At 53.7% G+C, this 18,171-nt stretch carries 18 protein-coding genes; 12 read left to right on the top strand and 6 right to left on the bottom strand.

Annotated features, from left to right (window positions below; translation table 11 throughout):
* Positions 1-171 precede the first annotated feature (171 nt).
* Complete coding sequence (locus OMR58_RS09595) at positions 172-1,362, top strand: serine hydrolase (protein ID WP_264545783.1); 1,191 nt, start codon at positions 172-174, stop codon at positions 1,360-1,362.
* 67 nt (positions 1,363-1,429) lie between these two features.
* Here the strand turns inward: OMR58_RS09595 and OMR58_RS09590 are convergent, their stop codons facing one another.
* The 4 genes from OMR58_RS09590 to OMR58_RS09575 form a co-directional block, all read right to left on the bottom strand.
* Positions 1,430-2,713 (bottom strand): HAAAP family serine/threonine permease, encoded by a 1,284-nt coding sequence (locus OMR58_RS09590; RefSeq protein WP_105593490.1) that lies wholly within the window; start codon positions 2,711-2,713, stop codon positions 1,430-1,432.
* A gap of 517 nt (positions 2,714-3,230) precedes the next feature.
* Complete coding sequence (ybjG, locus tag OMR58_RS09585) at positions 3,231-3,836, bottom strand: undecaprenyl-diphosphate phosphatase (RefSeq protein WP_264545844.1); 606 nt, start codon at positions 3,834-3,836, stop codon at positions 3,231-3,233.
* Positions 3,836-4,579, bottom strand: a complete 744-nt coding sequence (locus OMR58_RS09580; protein WP_264545843.1) for a phosphatase PAP2 family protein — start codon at positions 4,577-4,579, stop codon at positions 3,836-3,838. Before OMR58_RS09580 ends, ybjG begins: the two co-directional genes overlap by 1 nt.
* A 229-nt stretch (positions 4,580-4,808) precedes the next feature.
* Positions 4,809-6,494 carry an aspartate:alanine antiporter gene (locus OMR58_RS09575; protein ID WP_200562193.1) on the bottom strand — a complete coding sequence of 562 codons (1,686 nt, stop codon included), beginning with the start codon at positions 6,492-6,494 and terminating at the stop codon, positions 4,809-4,811.
* Between the two features lie 295 nt (positions 6,495-6,789).
* Between OMR58_RS09575 and ybjM the strand changes: the two genes are divergently transcribed.
* Positions 6,790-7,167 carry an inner membrane protein YbjM gene (gene ybjM, locus OMR58_RS09570; RefSeq protein ID WP_105593487.1) on the top strand — a complete coding sequence of 126 codons (378 nt, stop codon included), beginning with the start codon at positions 6,790-6,792 and terminating at the stop codon, positions 7,165-7,167.
* Between the two features lie 65 nt (positions 7,168-7,232).
* Here ybjM and OMR58_RS09565 read toward each other — a convergent pair whose 3' ends face one another.
* Entirely contained in the window at positions 7,233-7,499 is a 267-nt protein-coding gene (locus OMR58_RS09565) for a GrxA family glutaredoxin (protein WP_105593486.1), read from the bottom strand.
* A 225-nt stretch (positions 7,500-7,724) separates the two neighbouring features.
* Between OMR58_RS09565 and OMR58_RS09560 the strand changes: the two genes are divergently transcribed.
* From OMR58_RS09560 to potI, 8 genes are all read left to right on the top strand, one after another.
* Positions 7,725-8,009, top strand: coding sequence for a YbjC family protein (locus OMR58_RS09560; protein ID WP_200562192.1), 285 nt, complete (start codon positions 7,725-7,727; stop codon positions 8,007-8,009).
* Entirely contained in the window at positions 7,993-8,715 is a 723-nt protein-coding gene (nfsA, locus tag OMR58_RS09555; RefSeq protein WP_264545782.1) for an oxygen-insensitive NADPH nitroreductase, read from the top strand. Before OMR58_RS09560 ends, nfsA begins: the two co-directional genes overlap by 17 nt.
* Before the next feature lie 24 nt (positions 8,716-8,739).
* The gene (gene rimK, locus OMR58_RS09550; RefSeq protein ID WP_105593483.1) at positions 8,740-9,642 is read left to right on the top strand and encodes a 30S ribosomal protein S6--L-glutamate ligase; all 903 of its coding nucleotides are present in this window, start codon (positions 8,740-8,742) and stop codon (positions 9,640-9,642) included.
* Between the two features lie 86 nt (positions 9,643-9,728).
* Entirely contained in the window at positions 9,729-10,208 is a 480-nt protein-coding gene (locus OMR58_RS09545; protein ID WP_105593482.1) for a YbjN domain-containing protein, read from the top strand.
* A gap of 471 nt (positions 10,209-10,679) precedes the next feature.
* A complete protein-coding gene (potF, locus tag OMR58_RS09540) occupies positions 10,680-11,789 on the top strand; it encodes a spermidine/putrescine ABC transporter substrate-binding protein PotF (RefSeq protein ID WP_105593481.1) in 1,110 nt (369 codons plus the stop codon).
* Positions 11,790-11,908: 119 nt separating this feature from the next.
* Positions 11,909-13,042, top strand: coding sequence for a putrescine ABC transporter ATP-binding subunit PotG (gene potG, locus OMR58_RS09535; RefSeq protein WP_200545819.1), 1,134 nt, complete (start codon positions 11,909-11,911; stop codon positions 13,040-13,042).
* A gap of 12 nt (positions 13,043-13,054) precedes the next feature.
* Positions 13,055-14,014, top strand: a complete 960-nt coding sequence (potH, locus tag OMR58_RS09530) for a putrescine ABC transporter permease PotH (protein ID WP_105593479.1) — start codon at positions 13,055-13,057, stop codon at positions 14,012-14,014.
* Positions 14,011-14,856: a putrescine ABC transporter permease PotI gene (gene potI, locus OMR58_RS09525; RefSeq protein WP_105593478.1), complete on the top strand. Its 846-nt coding sequence runs from the start codon at positions 14,011-14,013 to the stop codon at positions 14,854-14,856. The genes potH and potI overlap by 4 nt, the downstream gene beginning before the upstream one ends.
* Before the next feature lie 168 nt (positions 14,857-15,024).
* Here the strand turns inward: potI and OMR58_RS09520 are convergent, their stop codons facing one another.
* On the bottom strand, positions 15,025-16,128 hold the full coding sequence (locus OMR58_RS09520; RefSeq protein WP_264545781.1) for an amidohydrolase: 1,104 nt from the start codon (positions 16,126-16,128) through the stop codon (positions 15,025-15,027).
* Positions 16,129-16,456: 328 nt separating this feature from the next.
* Between OMR58_RS09520 and OMR58_RS09515 the strand changes: the two genes are divergently transcribed.
* Together OMR58_RS09515 and rlmC are read left to right on the top strand one after the other, a co-directional pair.
* Entirely contained in the window at positions 16,457-16,930 is a 474-nt protein-coding gene (locus OMR58_RS09515; RefSeq protein ID WP_105593476.1) for a YbjO family protein, read from the top strand.
* Positions 16,931-17,018: 88 nt separating this feature from the next.
* Positions 17,019-18,149, top strand: coding sequence for a 23S rRNA (uracil(747)-C(5))-methyltransferase RlmC (rlmC, locus tag OMR58_RS09510; RefSeq protein WP_200561480.1), 1,131 nt, complete (start codon positions 17,019-17,021; stop codon positions 18,147-18,149).
* Positions 18,150-18,171: the final 22 nt, after the last annotated feature.

Here is an 18,171-nt window from a genome sequence, read left to right as displayed (position 1 = left end):
TTGGTGATTATTTACCCATCATGACAGGCAAGGTTAAGATTTATCTAATAAACTCTAAGAAACTTTACGGTTCGAAGGTTCTTTTAAGTGATGTAACGTCTTAGTGTAGGGTGGCTCTGTACCCGATTGCGCTTCGAATACACGTCTTTCAAATGGATATCCGGTCACGCCATGAAGAAAAAACTCCTTTCTGCCAGCGTTTTTACGCTGGTCACTGCCACAACGGTGTTATTAACACTGCCAGCGGCCTACTCTGAACAGGCTCCTGCTGCGCCTCAGATTGATGCCAAAGCCTGGATATTGATGGATTACAACAGCGGCAAAGTGCTGACGGAATACAAGGCGGACGACCGCCTCGATCCGGCCAGCCTGACCAAAATGATGGCCAGCTATGTGATTGGTCAGGCGTTGAAATCCGGCAAGATTAACAAAGATGATATGGTCACCGTGGGTAAAGATGCCTGGGCGACCGGCAATCCAGTATTGCAGGGGTCATCGCTGATGTTCCTGAAGCCGGGGGATCGCATCCCGGTTTCAGAGCTGAACAAGGGCATTATCATTCAGTCCGGCAATGACGCCAGTATCGCCCTGGCGGATTATGTTGCGGGCAGTCAGGATTCTTTCGTTGGCCTGATGAACAACTACGTGAAGGCGCTGGGTTTACAGAATACCCATTTTAAGACCGTACACGGGCTGGATTCCGACGGGCAGTACAGTACCGCTCGTGATATGGCGCTGATTGGTCAGGCCCTAATTCGCGATGTGCCCGATGAGTATGCGATTCACAAAGAGAAAGAGTTTACTTTCAATAAAATCCGCCAGTACAACCGCAACCGCCTGCTGTGGAGCACCAATTTGCAGGTGGACGGTATCAAGACCGGTCATACTTCCGGCGCGGGAAATAACCTTGTCGCATCGGCGGTTGACGGCGATCAGCGGCTGATTTCCGTGGTGCTGGGGACGGCAACCGATGCGATTCGCATGCGTGAAAGCGAGAAGCTGTTGACCTGGGGGTTCCGCTTTTATGAAACGGTGACCCCGATAAAGGCCGGTAAACCGTTTGCCACGCAGCGCGTCTGGTACGGTGAGCAAAGCGAGGTCAATCTTGGTGTCGCTAAGGATGCGGCGATCACCGTGCCGAAGGGACAGATGAAGAATCTGAAAGCCAGCTTTACGCTGACTCAGCCGCAGCTCACTGCGCCGCTGGCAAAAAATCAGGTGGTTGGCACCATTGATTTCCAGCTGGATGGCAAATCCATCGATCAGCGTCCGCTGGTGGTATTGGATGAAGTGAAAGAGGCGGGATTCTTTGGCCGAATCTGGGACTTTATCGTGATGAAAATCACCGGGCTATTTAGCTAACGCTAATTGTTGCTGACTTGCGCTCGTGAAGCAGGGGCGGACCGATCGGTCCGCCCGCTGAGGAACATCAGATTAAATCGTAAACCACGGCGGAAATCGCCACCAGGCCTACCAGCACCACAAACACATTGCTCAGCTTGCCGCTGTACTTGCGCATTGCCGGAACTTTGTTAATGGCATACATCGGCATCAGGAACAGCAGCACGGCGATAATCGGGCCGCCCAGGCTTTCGATCAGGCCAAGAATACTCGGGTTCAGCGTGGCAACAATCCAGGTCGTTACCAGCATAAACAGCGCGGTAAAGCGGTTCAGTTTATTTTCAGCAATGGTTTTACCGCGGCTGCGCAGCATCTTATTCACCGTACCGTTGAAGCCTTCACGCGCGCCAAGATAGTGGCCGAGGAAAGATTTGGTGATCGCCACGATGGCAATCATCGGTGCCAGCCACGCCATCAGCGGTGTGCTGAAGTGGTTTGCCAGGTAGGACAGGATGGAAATGTTCTGCGCTTTGGCTTCCGCCAGGTTTTCCGGTGACAGGCTCAGCACGCAGCTGAACACAAAGAACATTACTGTAATCACCATCATGATATGGCTGCGGGCCAGGATGCGGGAGCATTTATTCTCGGCCATTTCGCCGTACTCACCGCGTTTGGCTACGGCAAAGGCGGAAATAATCGGTGAATGGTTGAAGGAGAAGACCATTACCGGGATCGCCAGCCACAGTGTCATCAGCAGGCCACTGCCGCTGCCGCTCAGGCTGACGTTGTTGAAAATCGAGCTGTTCCAGTGTGGGATCAGATAGAGCGCCAGCGCCATCAGCACCAGAACAAACGGATACACCAGCATGCTCATGGTTCTGACGATAATGTCTTTACCAAAACGCACGATGGTCATCAGACCGACGATCAGGATCAGCGACAGCAGCGCGCGCGGCGGTGCCTGCATTTGCAGCTGATGAGTCATAAAGCTTTCGACGGTGTTGGTAATCGCTACGCTGTAAACCAGCAGGATAGGGTAGATGGCGAAGAAATAGAGCAGGGTGATCAGCTTACCGGCACCCACACCAAAGTGTTCTTCCACCACTTCGGTAATATCGCCGTCAGGTTTGCTGCCTGAAAGCACGAAGCGGCACAGTCCACGGTGGGCAAAGAACGTCATCGGGAAGGCCAGCAGCGCCATAATGATCAGTGGGATCAGGCCACCGATTCCGGCGTTAATCGGCAGGAACAGCACACCTGCGCCAATGGCCGTGCCGTACAGGCCCAGCATCCACATGGTGTCGGTTTTACGCCACGTACTGGCATCCTGAGGGGCTACGGGATTGAGCACCGCTGTTTGGGATGAGTCCATCACTTTCTCCAGTGTTTAAAAACAATTAATTAAATCGCTTAACATCCGCACAGCAATTTTTAATTACCGATAACGGATTTAATTAATCACTCTGATTTTTATGGCGCACACTCTACCATCAGAAAAAATAGATGAAAGCACTGGATGATCTATTACCGGTGATCGCAGTCACAATTCCATTACCTTTTTTGGTGTGAACCTCTGTCGACGGAGGTTTTGCAGGGATTATCTACCAGGTAACTGCTTTCTTAGCAGGCATTTAAACTGAATTTAAGGTTTTTTAAATGGTTAAATAGTAGTCTTGTTGGCTGTTTTTTGTTAGTGCCTTTTTTTATATTTTATTAAAAACAATGAGTTATTTTAAATTTATGGATTGAAGTGTTGCTGGTTTAATCAATTGCGCAACGGCAGTGGGCAGGCAGCATTTAATTCGGACTTATTGCGCAATAAGAAAAGCGGAGAGAGGAAGAGGTTTATCCTGGCGTTGCGGGCCGGAGGATTCCGGCCCGTCAAATAATTAGTGGCGTACCCAGCCTTTACTGATTGGAAAAGCAAATACCGTCCGATAAACAGATGAGAGCAGCGGTAACAGGCGGCTACCGAACATCAGCCAGAAAATTTGTGCAAACAGGCAGGACAATACGCCGACCAGCAGCCCGCCCAGCATATCCATTGGCCAGTGGACGCCAAGGTAGATGCGCGACCAGGCGATAGCTGCACCGGTAGCCAGCAGAACGGCGCCGGACCAGATGCGATGCCAGGCAATAAACGCCAGTGCAAAGGTAAAGATCACCGTGCCGTGATCGCTGGGGTAGGAGTCATCAGGGGCATGGGCAAGATACTGGTGGCCAAGCCCGATTGCGAAGGGGCGAGGATGCGGGAAAAGATGGCCGAGGCTCCAGGATATTGCCAGCGCATACAGCAGCGCCACACCGGTTTTCACCACCAGCACGCGCTGTGAGGTCAGCTGGCTGCGTGGCCCCCACAGCCACAGTACGACGATCATCAGCGGGACGATGGCAATCACGTCGCGGGCTATAAACGTTGCCAGTGCGATCAGCCATCCCGGCGAGTCACCGTTGGCGTTGATCCAGAGAAACAGCGAGCGGTTAATCTCTTCCATCATTGTATTAATTTCCTCTTCACTTTAAACAGATGCGTCACGCACCCGAAAATTACACACTGCGTCAGCCAGACCCACCACGCGGCCCAGAGGTTGTGGGACATGAAGTGTGCGCCTCGCATAATCTGACCAAAGCCCATCGCCGTCCCCAGTACCAGCGCCGCCCACCAGCAGCACCAGGCGAGGCGCGGGCGACGAGGCCAGAACAGGAAAAACAGCGCCATCGCACTGAATCCGCTGGAGGCATGCCCCCCCGGGAAGCAGCGGCCCGGCCCGCTATTTTCGGGAATAGATCCGAATAGCGGATAGGAAACGGCATGACCACCAAACTGCACCAGGTCCCACGGGCAGGAATGCGCACTGCTGCTTTTCAGCACACCAACCACCAGCGGTCCGATACCCATCAGCAGTGCCACCAGTACCCAACGCCACTGACGGCGTACGATCCCGGTAATCAGCAGCAGTACGCCGCCGCCGATGACCAGGTCTTTTAACAGGCGGTGGTTAATCACATCCAGCCAGACGTTATCTTTCCATGGAAACCGCTGAGTCAACGGGTCATACCACATCTGGCTAATGGCCATGTCCCAGCTTTCACTGCGCGACAGCCAAATCAGAAACATCGCGCTCAGCACTAACAGCACGGATTGCTTAAAATAAAAGTCAGCCGGAAGAGGGTAAAGAGCTTCCCTCCTAATTACGCGCTTCGTTTCGGGTTTGTTGAGAATTGATGACATTTTTATGACGCTTTGACGATAAGTACAGGGAGTCTACGATGCCTGAAAGCGCTTAAGGCAACATTAAGAGCGGAAGGAAAGGAGGCTGTGGAAGTTACGGAGCAGAAAAGAAAAAAACCCGCTAAACATAATGTTTAACGGGCTCCTCAATTTGGGGATTTCAAAGAAAAGCAGTGGCATTAATTCAGACTGCACCCCGCCATAAAAGTTCTCTGAAGTCCCTAAATATTTTTTGTCAGCCGAAAATCGGCCAGATTACCACGATCAGCGTACCGGCGAGCGTAAGCAAAACGTTAGCAATCGCATAAGTTCCTGCATATCCCAGTGCCGGGATGTTGCTGCGCGCGGTATCGCTGATAATCTCCATCGCCGGGGCGCAGGTACGTGCCCCCATAATGGCACCAAACAGCAGGGCGCGGTTCATCTTCAGTATCAGCGCGCCAAACAGGAAGCAGATCACGACTGGCAGCAGGCTGACAATCAGGCCGGCAGCCAGCATCAGCAGACCGGTTTCACCGAGCCCCTGATTAATTCCGCTGCCCGCGCTAAGCCCGACGCCGGCCATAAACACCATCAGGCCAAACTCTTTCACCATCGTGAGTGCACCCTGCGGGATATAACCAAACGTTGGGTGGTTAGCCCGCAGGAAACCGAGCATGATCCCGGAAAACAGCAGCCCGGCGGCATTACCAATGCCAAAGTTGAAGCTGCTGAACTGGAAGTTAATCATGCCGATCATCAGACCGATGATAAAGAAGGAGCAGAAGGCCAGCAGGTCGGTTACCTGGCTGTGGATCGAAATAAAGCCAATGCGGTCAGCAACGGACTTCACGCGTTTTGCTTCACCGCTGATGTGCAGCACATCACCTTTATTCAGGATGATGCTGTCGTCGATCGGCATTTCAATCTGGCTGCGGATAACCCGGTTGAGGAAGCAGCCGTGATCGGTCAGCTTGAGCTGGCTGAGCCGCTTGTTAACCGCATTGTTATTTTTCACCACGATTTCTTCATTAACGATGCGCATGTCAAGCAGATCGCGGTCGAACACCTCTTTGCCGTTACGGAAGCTGGGATCGAGGCGCGAATGTGCATCCGGGTAACCCACCAGTGAAATCTCGTCGCCGGGCTGGAGTACCGCATCGCCATCGGGATTTGCCAAAATACCATTGCGGCGAATACGTTCGATATAGCAGCCGGTCTGCCTGTAAATGCCCAGTTCGCGCAGATTTTTGCCGTCGCTCCATGCGACTAATTCGGGGCCAACGCGATAGGCGCGGATCACCGGAAGGTAGACTTTCCGCTTGCTGTCCGGGTCGAGGCCGCGTTCGCGGGCGATTTGCTGAGCGCTGGTCGGCAGATCCTGGTGCTGCAGTTTGGGAAGATAGCGGGCGGCGACAATCAGACTGACGAGGCCAATCAGATAGGTCAGGGCATAGCCGAGGCTGAGATGATCCTGCGCCTGGCTGAGGCTGCCGCTTTCGGTCATCGTTTGCCGCAGGGTATCACCCGCACCCACCAGCACCGGCGTAGAGGTCATTGAACCGGCCAGCATCCCGGCAGTCAAACCGATGTCCCAGCCGAAAAGTTTGCCCAATCCCAATGCAAGAATCATTGCGCTGGTGACCATGACCACCGCCAGCATCAGATAATTTTTTCCATCCCGGAAAAATATAGAAAAAAAGTTCGGGCCCGCTTCAACTCCGACACAAAAAATAAATAACATAAAGCCTAAATTCAGGGCTTCGGTATTAATAGAAAAATGCTGTTGACCGAGCAGCAAAGAAACCACTAAAACGCCAATGGAATTACCCAGTTGTACCGAGCCGAGTCGTAATTTTCCTAAACACAGGCCCAGTGATAAAACAACAAACAATAACAGTATGTAATTTCTACTTAACAAGTCTGCGACGTTTATATTCACGGTTTAACTTCTTGTTTACCATTAACCTATTGATGAAAGGGCATTTATGCGCTAAATTTTACCCGCCAGGCCCCGTTGCAGTTCAGCCACAGCATGAGAGCTGCGGGCTAATTTTTAGCAATGATGTTTACGGATAAAGCGACGACTATTTTAATCGTTATACTGCCTTACAGCCAGCATCCGCCTGGTTTATTTTTAGCAATATCAAGATAATTAAATTTGTTGTTGTATAACAATCACACGCTCATTCTTTTTGAATTGATGTTGGGTTAAAAATAACCTGGAGAAGATTCTGATGTGGGTTAAAGCCTTCAGCTGGTCTGGTGTTATTGCCTGCAGCTCTCTTTATGGGTTGCTCTTTCTTGCCGTGCGTTATCTGATCGCTATCGGTGGGGCTAACCACGTCCAGTTTGGCCTGCTGCTGTTTATGATCCCCGGCGCTCTGGCGGCGCTGATGTCGAAAGAGGCTCCGTTTACCGTTTTACTGCTGGCGGTGCTGTTGGCGTCGCCGCCCTGCCTGGCGCTAATGCAGCTAAGCACTTTCCATAGCGTGGGGCTGGGTCAGGAGATCGCGATTATCACCAGCGCGGTTTTCTGGTGTGGCTCAGGGGCATTGGCGGTGATGCTTTGCCGAACGCTGGTGGAGATTCATCAGCGGCAGAGCAGAGGGTAAGAGGAGCGAAGAGGGAAGTACAGCATCAGGGGGTGCGATATCGCCTCCCCTGACGAACAAAGCCGTTAAGACTGGAACAGTCCCAGATTAGCTTTAGCGTAGGCTTCAAAATCAGTGCAGCCACCGATGTGAGTCTGATCGAGGAAGATCTGCGGCACGGTTTCAACAGGTTTACCCACGGTCTTCTCCAGATCTGCTTTGGTGATCCCTTCCGCGTGAATGTCCACATAGCGGAAGTTAAAATCATCACGCTCTTCAGTCAGTTTCTCAGCCAGTTCTTTAGCACGTACGCAGTAAGGGCAGCCCGGGCGTCCGAAAATCACAGCAAACATAGATGTCTCCTCAAGGGTTGGATTCTTTTATGTGACTTAAGTCACAACTTATTGCTCAATGCCGCCTATGATGCCCGCAACCCCTGTTGAATGAAAGAAGGAATTACCTGTTGGTATGATTCGTACAGGCTATACCCCTTGCGTTTTTCTGCTCTTTTAGGGCAGAGTGTGGCGGCGCGAGGCCGGGACTTTTGGGTTGATTAACAGAGCGTAAGGAGAGTCAAAATGCGTGCTTTTACTCAGTTACCGCGCCCGGTTCTTATTCTCGAAGCCCTGGGTGGAATCGTGTTGCTTATTGCCCTGCTGACGCTGCATGACGTGCTTCCTTTGCCACCCCCTTTCACCGGTAAACTGGCCGTAACCGGCATGATTTTCGCCGGGATTGTCCTGATGCTGCCCGCCGCCATCGTGATGATGTGGCGCACCGCTAAAGCTATGGCCCCGGACTTATTTAACACGCGCCGTTCGCATACCAGGAAAAAAGGAGATTCTCATGACGCCGACCATTGATTTGCTCTGCGCCCATCGTTCCATTCGCGCTTTTACCGAGCGGAAGATGACCGGGGAGCAGCGCGCTGCCATTCTTGCCGCTGCGCAGTCGGCTTCCAGTTCCAGTTTTTTACAGTGCACTTCAATAGTACGCATCAGCGATCCCGCACTGCGTGAGGCGCTGGTCACCCTGAGCGGCGGGCAAAAATATGTTGCTCAGGCCGCTGAGTTTTGGGTGTTTTGCGCCGATTTTAATCGCCTGCAGCAGATTTGCCCCGATGCGCAGCTGGGGCTGGCAGAGCAGCTGCTGCTGGGCTGTGTTGATACCGCACTGATGGCACAGAACGCAATGACCGCTGCGGAATCGCTGGGTTTTGGCGGCGTGTTTATCGGCGGTATTCGCAATAATATCGCCGAGGTGACGCAACAGCTTAAGCTGCCGAAATATGTGCTGCCGCTGTTTGGGCTGTGCCTGGGGGAACCCGCGCAGGACCCGGTTTTCAAGCCGCGCATGCCTGCAACAATGCTGGTGCATGAAAACCAGTATCGGGCTCTGGAACCGGCCGAGCTGGAAGAGTATGACCGCCAGCTGGAAAATTACTACCTGAGCCGTGACAGCAATCGCCGCGTTGAAAGTTGGAGTGACCATATTCGTAAAACGCTGGTGAAAGAAAGCCGACCGTTTATGCTTGATTACCTGCACCAGCAGGGCTGGGCTACGCGCTGATCTTCCCGCTTCCGGAGGTAACTGTTGAAAATTGCCGTGCTTTCTCGCGATGGTTCGCTTTATTCCTGTAAACGTCTGATGGAGGCTGCGCGCGCGCGTGGCCACAGTGTAGAGATCATCGATCCGCTCTCCTGCTATATGAATATCAACCCTGGTTCATCGGCGATTCATTATCGCGGTCGGCAGCTGGAACATTTTGATGCCGTGATCCCGCGTATTGGTCCTTCTACCACTTTTTATGGAACGGCGGTGCTGCGCCAGTTCGAGATGTGCGGAAGTTATCCTCTTAATGAGTCGCTGGCGATTGCCCGTGCGCGCGATAAGCTGCGATCTTTGCAGCTGCTGGCCCGCGCCGGGATTGCCATGCCAATTACCGGTTTTGCGCACTCGCCGGACGATACTAGCGACCTGATTAAAATGGTTGGCGGCGCGCCGCTGGTGGTTAAGCTGCTGGAAGGAACCCAGGGTATTGGCGTGGTGCTGGCGGAAACACGGCAGGCGGCGGAAAGCGTGATCGACGCCTTTCGCGGGCTGAATGCGCATATTCTGGTTCAGGAGTTTATTAAAGAAGCGCAGGGGCGGGATATTCGCTGCCTGGTGATCGGTGGCGAAGTCGTTGCCGCTATTGAACGGGTGGCGAAAGAGGGGGAATTCCGATCCAATCTGCATCGTGGCGGCAGCGCCCGACGCGTGGTCATTGACGATCGCGAGCGGGAAATTGCGGTTCGTGCGGCCGCAACGCTCGGTCTGGATGTGGCCGGGGTGGATATTCTCCGTGCTGAACGCGGCCCGCTGGTTATGGAGGTCAACGCCTCTCCCGGACTGGAAGGCATTGAAAAAACGACCGGTCTTAATATTGCTGCAATGATGATCGGCTGGATCGAAGAACAGGCTCGTCCAGGTTTCTGCCTCAAAACCGGTGGCTGATGTCTTATTTCTGTCGTAAACGTGGTTTTTATTAACGATTTTCCGTAAGCTAGTGCGCAATTTTATGGCGGCAAGAGATAAAGCATATGGATTCACTCATCGTCCCGGATCTCGACGTATTACGGCGTTGGCTGGATCAGCAAAGCATCACCTGGTTTGAGTGTGATTCCTGCCAGGCCCTTCATCTGCCGCATATGCAGAATTTTGATGGTGTGTTTGATGCCAAACTGGATCTGGTTGATAACGTGATCCTGTTTTCGGCGCTGGCCGAAGTGAAGCCTACTGCGCTGATTCCGCTGGTCGGCGATTTGTCGCAAATTAACGCCAGTTCACTGACGGTGAAGGCGTTCCTCGATATTCAGGATGATAATCTGCCAAAACTGATTGTCTGCCAGTCGCTCAGCGTGAGTGCCGGTGTGACTTATGCGCAGTTCGTTCACTTTATGAAGCAGAGTGAAGAGCAGATTTCGATGATTGTGATGGAAGCTTTTGCCAATCATCTACTGATGATCGGTGAAGACGAAGAGCGGGCACCGGTCATTACCGGGCACTCTATGCTGCACTGATTCTATTCTCTCCTCCCCGGGCAGTAAATCACACTGCCCGACAGCCCGACAGCCAATATCCCGGTTTCCGACTTTTCAGCATTCTGCTTAATTATTTGCGCGAGCTGTATTTTTCCTGCCTCTTACCGTCCGAACGCCACCACTTTTTATTCTGCATTTTGCCCTTAATTGCCAGATATCTATCGCTGTTTATGCCGCGAATGGCATATCACGTAGAGGAAACATGCATAGAAAATCGATAAAAGGCGTTTTTTACGCTAAGGTCTGGTCTGGACCAGTGAGTGGGGCTATTCTTGCGTTGCCGTATTCATGCGTGCAACGTCGCTACAAATATAGGTTTTTTCTATTAACGGCGCAGTGAATAATGATTCATTGTGGACCTGTATTTTGCGGCAAGCGCTCACCGGTTCGCTTGCTGAGAAATGTACCTCTGGGTACTGCTGTGATTATCCCTGTTCAGGAGAATGGAAGATGTTCAACCAACGCAAAAAATGGTTGTCAGGTGTGGTTGCGGGTGCGCTGATGGCGATCTCCGCTGGCTCTCTGGCGGAAGATAAAACGCTGCACGTTTATAACTGGTCTGATTATATTGCGCCAAACACCGTAGCCGATTTTGAAAAGCAAACCGGCATCAAAGTCGTTTATGACGTGTTTGACTCTAATGAAGTACTGGAAGGCAAACTGATGGCGGGCAGCACCGGCTATGACGTGGTGGTGCCATCTTCCAGCTTCCTGGCGCGTCAGCTGCAGTCCGGTGTGTTTCAGCCGCTGGATCGCAGCAAGCTGCCAAACTATAAAAACCTCGATCCGGATCTGATGAAAAAGCTGGAACAGCACGATCCGGGCAACAAATATGCTATTCCTTACCTGTGGGCTACCACCGGCATCGGCTATAACGTTGATAAAGTGAAGGCCGCGCTGGGTAAAGATGCGCCGGTTGACAGCTGGGATCTGGTACTGAAACCGGAAAACCTCGAAAAACTGAAAAGCTGTGGCGTGTCGTTCCTGGATGCCCCGGAAGAAATCTTTGCAACCGTGCTGAACTACCTGGGTAAAGATCCGAACAGTAGTGATGCAAAAGATTACTCGGGTGCGGCAACCGATCTGCTGTTGAAACTGCGTCCAAGCATTCGTTACTTCCACTCTTCTCAGTACATTAACGACCTGGCGAACGGTAACACCTGTGTGGCGATTGGCTGGGCGGGTGACGTTCTGCAGGCGAAGAAACGTGCGGAAGATGCGAAAAACGGCGTCAACATTGCCTACAGCATTCCTAAAGAGGGTGCCCTGGCGTTCTTCGATATGCTGGCGATCCCTAAAGATGCGAAAAATACCGATGCGGCCTATCAGTTCATCAACTATCTGATGGAACCGAAAGTGATGGCGCAGATCTCTAATACCGTCTTCTATGCCAGTGGCGTGAAAGCATCGATTCCGTTTGTTGATGAAGCTATCCGCAACAACCCGGGTATCTACCCAACTCCAGAAACCATGGCAAAACTGTTTACGCTTAAGTTGCAGGACCCGAAACTTGATCGTGTGCGCACCCGTGCATGGACTAAAGTTAAAAGTGGTAAATAACTGAGTAGTGAGTCTGACTCACTCTTGCTAAGCAGCAGAGGCCGGTTATCGGCCTCTGTTTGTTATTTTTGGGCCTGTCCCACAGCGGGAAGGCTCTTTAGCGCCGGAGAGTAATGGTAGTGAACGACGCGATCCCCCGTCCTCAAAGCAAGGCTGGCAGGGCGTTAACGCCGCTGCTGGAAATCCGTAATCTGACGAAATCGTTTGATGGTCAGCACGCGGTAGATGATGTCAACCTTACCATCTACAAAGGCGAAATCTTCGCCCTGCTGGGTGCTTCTGGCTGCGGTAAGTCTACGCTGCTGCGTATGCTGGCCGGGTTTGAAAGCCCGACGCAGGGGCAAATCCTGCTGGATGGCCAGGACCTCTCCCACGTGCCGCCCTATCAGCGCCCAATCAACATGATGTTTCAGTCCTATGCGCTGTTCCCCCATATGACGGTGGAGCAGAATATCGCCTTCGGACTCAAGCAGGACCGCCTGCCCAAAGCGGAAATCGCCAGCCGCGTGGCCGAAATGCTGACCCTGGTACACATGCAGGAATATGCTAAACGTAAACCGCACCAGCTTTCCGGCGGTCAGCGTCAGCGTGTGGCACTGGCACGTAGCCTGGCGAAGCGACCTAAACTGCTGCTGCTGGATGAGCCAATGGGCGCACTGGATAAAAAGCTGCGCGACCGTATGCAGCTGGAAGTCGTCGATATTCTTGAGCGTGTCGGGGCTACCTGCGTGATGGTGACGCACGATCAGGAAGAAGCGATGACCATGGCGGGCCGTATTGCCATTATGAACCGCGGCAAGTTTGTGCAGATCGGCGAGCCGGAGGAGATTTACGAGCATCCGACCACCCGTTTCAGCGCTGAGTTTATTGGATCGGTTAACGTCTTCGAAGGCCTGCTGCGCGAACGCCAGGAAGACGGGCTGATTATTGACAGCCCGGGACTGGTACATCCGCTGAAAGTGGCGAGCGATGTGTCGGTGCTGGACGGCGTGCCGGTGTACGTGGCGCTGCGCCCTGAAAAAGTGCTGCTGTGCGACGATGTTCCGGCCGACGGCTTCAATTTTGCCGTGGGTGAGGTGGTACATATTGCCTATCTGGGCGACCTGTCTATCTATCACGTGCGCCTGCGTAGCGGACAGATGATCAGCGCTCAGTTGCAAAACGGCCAGCGTTTCCGCAACGGTACGCCGACATGGGGTGATGAAGTTCGCCTGTGTTGGGATGCCGATAGCTGTGTGGTTCTGACGGTATAAGCGGGGGGAATAATGAGCCAATTTTCTGAACGTACCACCAAACCACCGAGCGTGCGGCGCATCGGCGTTTCGCTGCTGACCCGGCTGCAGATGGCCCACGGCCGCAAGCTGGTGATAGCACTGCCTTACATCTGGCTGTCGCTGCTGTTTTTACTGCCCTTCCTTATCGTACTGAAAATCAGCTTTGCTGAGGTGGCGCGCGCGATCCCGCCCTACACCGAACTGCTGACCTGGGCTGACGATCAGTTGAGTATGGTGTTGAATCTCGGCAACTACTTTACTCTGACCGACGATCCGCTTTATATCGATGCCTATCTGCATTCGCTTCAGGTTGCGGCCATTTCAACGGGCATCTGCCTGCTGATCGGCTATCCGCTGGCCTGGGCGGTGGCGCATGCCTCACCCTCAACGCGCAATATCCTGCTGCTGCTGGTGATCCTGCCATCCTGGACCTCTTTCCTGGTCAGGGTATATGCGTGGATGGGTATTCTGAACGATAACGGTATTTTAAACCGCTTCCTGATGTGGACTGGCGTGATCGATCACCCGATCGCCATTCTGTACACCAATATGGCGGTGTATATCGGGATTGTTTACTGCTATCTGCCGTTTATGGTGCTGCCAATTTATACCGCACTGACCCGCATCGATTATTCGCTGGTGGAAGCGTCTCTCGACCTCGGCGCGCGTCCGCTGAAGACCTTCTTCAGCGTGATTGTGCCGCTGACGAAAGGCGGCATCATTGCCGGTTCAATGCTGGTATTTATCCCGGCAGTGGGCGAGTACGTGATCCCGGAACTGCTGGGCGGACCGGACAGTATTATGATTGGCCGCGTGCTGTGGCAGGAGTTCTTCAACAACCGAGACTGGCCTGTGGCTTCTGCGCTGGCGGTGATTATTCTGCTGATCCTGATCATGCCGATCGTCTGGTTCCACAAGCATCAGAACAAAGAAATGGGGGATAAGGCATGAACAGTTTGCCGACCATTCGCTCGAAGTGGCGTACGGCGATCCTCGCTGTTTGTTTCTTCTTCCTCTATGCGCCGATGCTGCTGCTGGTGATCTATTCGTTTAACTCGTCGCAGCTGGCCGCGTGGGAAAGCTTCTCGTTCCACTGGTATAACGTGCTGTTCCACGACGATGCGATGATTAGCGCCGTCACGCTCAGCCTGTCGATTGCCGCACTGTCGGCAACGGCGGCGGTGATCCTCGGCACCATTGCCGCCGTGATCATTGTGCGCTTTGGTCGCTTCAAGGGATCGACCGGTTTTGCTTTTATGCTGACGGCACCGTTGGTCATGCCCGACGTGATTACCGGTCTTTCGCTGCTGCTGCTGTTTGTGGCGATGGCGAACGCCTTTGGCTGGCCTGCCGATCGCGGGATGTTGACCATCTGGCTGGCGCACGTGACCTTCTGTACCGCGTATGTGGCGGTAGTGATCAACTCGCGCCTGCGGGAGCTGGATCGGTCAATCGAAGAAGCGGCAATGGATCTGGGTGCGACACCGCTGAAGGTGTTCTTTGTGATCACCGTGCCGATGATCGCGCCGGCCATTGTCACCGGCTGGCTGCTGGCCTTTACGCTGTCTCTGGATGATTTAGTGATTTCCAGCTTTGTTACCGGACCGGGGGCTACAACGCTGCCGATGCAGATCTTTGCCACCGTTCGTCGCGGTGTGAATCCGGAAATCAACGCGCTGGCTTCGTTAATTCTGTTTGTGGTTGGGCTGGTGGGCTTTATCGCCTGGCGTCTGATGGCACACGAAGAGAAGCAGCGAATCAAGGATATTCAGAAGGCCCGTTCCGGGCATTGAGTTGTCAGGCGGGGGCGTTCGTTTTCAGCATCCGGTTGACGAAGCACCAGGGCGCGGGCTTCCTGCCCGCGCCCGACCTGATGGCCGCATCTCTGCGGTTCTCTCCTGGCCGTGGTTTTCGCTACCGTGCTGCGGAATCCGGCAGCTCTCGCAAAAGCCTGGCAGCCTTTACCCCAGCACCCTTCGAACGCAGGCTTTAAATATTTTCACCCCGACCGGTAGCGAAGCCAGATCGAAATGCATATCGGGATGATGCAGCCCCGGCAGCAGACCCGTGCCCAGCCCCCAGAAACCTGCCTTCACTTCCGGGCGCTGTACCGGATACTGGAAGAAATCTTCGCTGCCTGGCGTTGAACGTACCGGCATCAGCGCAGCTTCACCCTGTACATCAACAATCGCCTGCGCTATCAGTGCGGTCATCTCGTCATCAATCACTGCCGCAGGCATGCTTTTCACCACCGTCACATTGGTTTTGGCACCGTAGGCCGCCACGCTGTGCTCAACGGCCCGCTGAACGCGCGCCTGTAGCTCAACCATATCTTCATTTTTGGCTGTACGCAGATCGAACACCACTCGGGCTTCATCCGGGATGGAATTGGTTACGCCAGCATCGCAGATAAAGCGAGTGGCTTTTACACTCCAGCCACTGTCCGGGGCCAGATGTACCGCATTCACCGCCTGTACCGCGCTGACGGCGGCATCCAGCGCGTTGACACCCAGATGCGGCCGTGCACCGTGTGCCGCCTGTCCATAAATAATGGCTTCCAGTGTGACGCATGCCGAATAGTGTACCGCCGGAATGGCCGTACCCACGGCGCATTCCTGGGCCGGGCGCACATGGAAGCCTAAAATCATATCCACATCGTCAATTGCGCCTCCGGCGATCATCGCCAGCGCACCGGCCCCCAGCTCTTCCGCCGGTTGGAAAATCAGCTTCAGCCGACCGCGTTTCACTTCATGCCCGGCGATCAGCTCCTCGGCGGCGCTCAGCACGACGGAAGAGTGGCCATCGTGACCGCAGGTGTGCCGCGCGCAGTGTACTCCGTCAATAATGTGCCCCAGTGCATCCATATCCGCCCGCAGCGCCAGAGTCGGGCCTGGAATACCGCTGTCAAGGATCGCCACAATACCGGTAGTCCCATTGAAATTATCCTGTACGACAAAGCCCGCGTTTTTTAACTGCTGGCTGATATAGGCCGACGTTTTAAATTCCTGGAATCCCAGCTCCGGGATTTCATGCAGGTAGTTATAGTGCTCCAGAACCCTTGACACGTTTTCCACTCCATTCAGAAATAATTAAAGTAATACGCTTACCAGTGGGCGATTACCGTGCGGTAATCATGCATCTGGCCATCCTCAGCCTACGGGTACGGCGTTTTCCTGAGAGATTAAAATATATTCAGATGCAGAAATATACGTTTTGTCTGGTTTTATTTTGGGATAATTAATGACCGAAAATAATTTTATTTCGTGGAGTGGAATTATTGGCGCGTATAGGCTAAAAATAGTTGAATTAATCTGTCTGAATACGTGTTGCAGATTAATAACCAGACAGTAGCAGTACGGATTGACGATATTTAGCACAGGGCAGGAGAGGGATATGTCAGAGGTGTTCAGAGGTGGTGGTACATTGTCCGGCGACCGGATGGCTATCCCTGTACCGGTGCTGATTGCTGGCAGCGCGGTGATCGCGACTCGTGTGCTTAGCGTGCTGCTTCTGGCCAATGAACTGGGCTATGAAGAGGTGATGAACTTTATTCACCGCAGCGCACAATCCTGGGATTCCACTTTAATTTTTATTGCCAGCCAGCTGATCTTCTTCCTTGAGCTGCGCTGCGCGATTGCCATGATCCGTGGGCGGAACTGGGGGCGCTGGACGTTCCTTGCCACTCAGGTGGTTGTGCTGCTGTATATGATGGTCGCAACGCTAACCGGGATCTATCCGGAGATTTTCAGCATCAGCGGCGAAGATAACGTCCGTATTATCAGCTCGCTTATCGCCCAAAAACTCCCGGATATGCTGGTGTTGCTGTTAGTGTTTGTGCCGGTGAGCAGCCGACACTATTATCGCTGAGCCGCATTTCGTCTGAGACTGCACCCGGCGCGAATTTGGGTATATACTGTCGCCCTGCATTTCGCACTCCCAATCAACAGGCTTTAACATGCATTGCGCGCTCTACGACGCCGGTCGTTGCCGATCCTGCCAGTGGCTGGAAACGCCGTACACCCAGCAACTTTCGCAAAAACAGGCTCATCTGCAGCAGCTGATGGCTTCTCTGCCGGTGGCAAACTGGCTGGAGCCGGTGATCTCTCCGCCGGAAAAATTCCGTAACAAGGCGAAAATGGTGGTCAGCGGCAGCGTTGAGCGCCCGCTGCTCGGTATGCTGCATCGCGACGGTACGCCGGTCGATCTCTGTGACTGCCCGCTTTATCCTGACAGCTTTACCGATGTGTTTGCCGCGCTGCGCCCGTTTATTGCCCGCGCCGGGCTGACGCCCTATAACGTTGCGCGCCGTCGCGGCGAGCTGAAGTTTATTCTACTGACGGAAAGCCGCTACAGCGGTGAGCTGATGCTGCGCTTTGTGCTGCGCTCCACCACTAAGCTGGCGCAGCTTAAGGCTGCACTGCCGGAACTACAGCGCACGTTACCGCAGCTGGCGGCGATTTCCGCCAATATCCAGCCGGTGCCGATGGCGATTCTCGAAGGGGATGAAGAGATCCCGCTTACCGATAATCAGGCACTGGCCGAGCAGCTCAATGACGTGCCGCTGTGGATACGGCCGCAGAGCTTTTTCCAGACCAACCCGGAAGTGGCGGCATCGCTGTATGCCACCGCGCGCCGCTGGGTGGCGGAATTAGGCGTTAACAGCATGTGGGATCTGTTCTGCGGCGTCGGTGGCTTTGGCCTGCACTGCGCCACGCCGGACATGCAGCTGACCGGCATTGAGATCAGTAAAGAAGCGATTGCCTGTGCGAAACGTTCCGCCGAACTGATGGGATTAACGCGGGTGAATTTTGCGGCGCTGGACTCAACGGCATTTGCCACCGGAGAGGGCAGCGTGCCGGAACTGGTACTGGTGAATCCGCCACGACGCGGTATCGGTGCGGAGCTGTGCGACTATCTCACCCGAATGGCGCCGCCGTGGATACTCTATTCCAGCTGTAATGCGGTGACGATGGCAACGGATCTTGCCCGGCTAAGTGACTATCGTATTGTGCAGGTGCAGCTGTTTGATATGTTCCCGCATACGGCGCATTACGAAGTGCTGACGCTGTTACAGCGGAAAGCATAAAGCGGGCAGGCGAGATATTCGC

It is taken from the genome of Erwinia sp. INIA01 (assembly GCF_025947915.1).
GTDB lineage: Bacteria > Pseudomonadota > Gammaproteobacteria > Enterobacterales > Enterobacteriaceae > Erwinia > Erwinia coffeiphila.
This window is presented reverse-complemented; position numbering and strand designations above follow the sequence as displayed.